The organism is Schnuerera sp., assembly GCF_035459645.1.
Taxonomy (GTDB): Bacteria; Bacillota; Clostridia; order Tissierellales; family Tepidimicrobiaceae; genus Schnuerera.
Genome location: NZ_DATHXO010000177.1, coordinates 1 through 1,819, shown reverse-complemented (window position 1 = coordinate 1,819; position 1,819 = coordinate 1). Strand labels below are relative to the sequence as shown.

At 29.3% G+C, this 1,819-nt stretch carries 2 protein-coding genes; both read left to right on the top strand.

Annotation, left to right across the window (positions count from 1 at the left end; all coding sequences use genetic code 11):
* Positions 1-930 (top strand): Mu transposase domain-containing protein (locus tag VK998_RS04310; RefSeq protein ID WP_414713558.1); only part of this gene is annotated, 930 nt, incomplete at its 5' end.
* Positions 927-1,685: an IS21-like element helper ATPase IstB gene (gene istB / locus VK998_RS04305; protein ID WP_226807974.1), complete on the top strand. Its 759-nt coding sequence runs from the start codon at positions 927-929 to the stop codon at positions 1,683-1,685. The genes VK998_RS04310 and istB, both read left to right, overlap by 4 nt.
* The last annotated feature ends 134 nt before the right edge of the window (positions 1,686-1,819 follow it).

Sequence of the window (1,819 nt, the reverse complement as noted above, 5' to 3'; positions counted from 1 at the left end):
AGAGAAGTAGTTTATGACAATATGAAACAAGCAGTAAAAAGGTTTGTAGGTAGAAACGAAAAAGAAGCTACCGGAGATTTAATTAAAATATCTTTGTATTATGGATTTAGATACAGGTTCTGTAATATAGCTAGTGGAAATGAAAAAGGGCATGTAGAAAGAGGGGTGGAATTTGTTAGAAGAAAAGCTTTCTCAAGCAAAAGCGATTTTAATTCAATAGAAGAGGCTAATAAACATTTAGAAGAAAAGTTACTTAAACTTAATTCTAAAAAAAGAAATTGGCTTGAAAACAAAAGTCCAATAGATATTTTAAATGAAGAAATGGATTACCTGTTACCGCTAAAACCGTCCTATGATACATCTAGGAGAGTAGAGGCCAGGGTTAATAAGTATAGTGTAATTAACATTGATCAAAACAAATACTCAGCACCAGATTATCTTGTGGGTAAGTTTGTGATGGCTAAAATATATCCAGATATTATAGAAATATATTACAAAGATAAATTAATAGCAACTCATAAAAGGTCGTATTTAGCTCATCACTGGACTATAGATATAAACCATTTTATCCATACATTAAAAAAGAAGCCTGGAGCGCTGCATTCTAGTGTTGGTAGACACCAGCTCTCTCCAAAACTTCAAGAAATATATCATAAATATTATATCAATAATCCTAAGGATTTCATAGTACTTTTAGAATTGATAAAGGAAAAAGATTTAGAAAGTGTACTAAAAGCGGTAAAAGAATTAGAAAAAATTAAAATAGAGATGGTGAATACAGACAACATTAGAAATATAGTTTTTAAGTCTCCTACTGTGCTTAATCCTTTAGAAATTAGAGATTTATCAATTCAAAAGGCATCTTTAGAACAAATTTCAATTTTAAATGATATGTTTAATTTAAAATCAGTGGGAGGTTATAAAAATTGAACGAAACAATAAGTGAAATTAAAAAATACGTATCAGAGCTTAAAATTCCAGGGATAAACCAAGGATTAAAGATGAAAATCGAAGAAGCATATAGATTAAATCAACCATATGAAGAGCTTTTAAAAGACATTTTCGTAGAAGCTTATGACATGAGAAAGGAAAATGGTAGAAAAAATAGAATTAGAAATGCACGTTTTCCGTATAAAAAATATTTAGATGAACTTCAGGTAGACTATCTACCTGAGGACGCTAAAAAAAGGTTTAAAGAGCTTAAAACCCTAAATTTTATAGAAGAAGGTAGAAATGTTATTTTAGCGGGAAATCCTGGAACTGGAAAAACTCATCTATCAATAGGACTTGGCATTAATGCATGTAATAAAGGATACAAGGTATTTTTTACAACAGCAGCGACATTAATAAATGAACTCAAGGAATCTAGGAGTGAAAAAAAGCTTTATACATTTGAAAAGAGATTTGAAAAATATGATTTAATCATCATAGACGAACTAGGTTATATCTCATTTGACAAAGAGGGAAGCGAACTATTATTTACATTTCTTTCTCTAAGAGCAGAGAGAAAATCCACAATAATAACTACGAATCTATCCTTTGATAGATGGAATGAAATATTTAATGATGCAGTGCTAACAGCTGCTTTAATAGATAGGATGACCCATAAATCTTATGTAATTAACATGAATGGAGATTCTTATAGAATAAAAGAAACTAAAGAGTGGTTAGAGAAAAGTAATTAATTTTTTTTATTTCAACTGGCCCAGTTTTCGATTAAAATATGGTATAGTTTTCAGTTGACAAATACAGACAATTAAAGCATTGTTTTTTCAATTAATGGCAGAACTTATATTTCAGAAAATTCTGTACATTATAA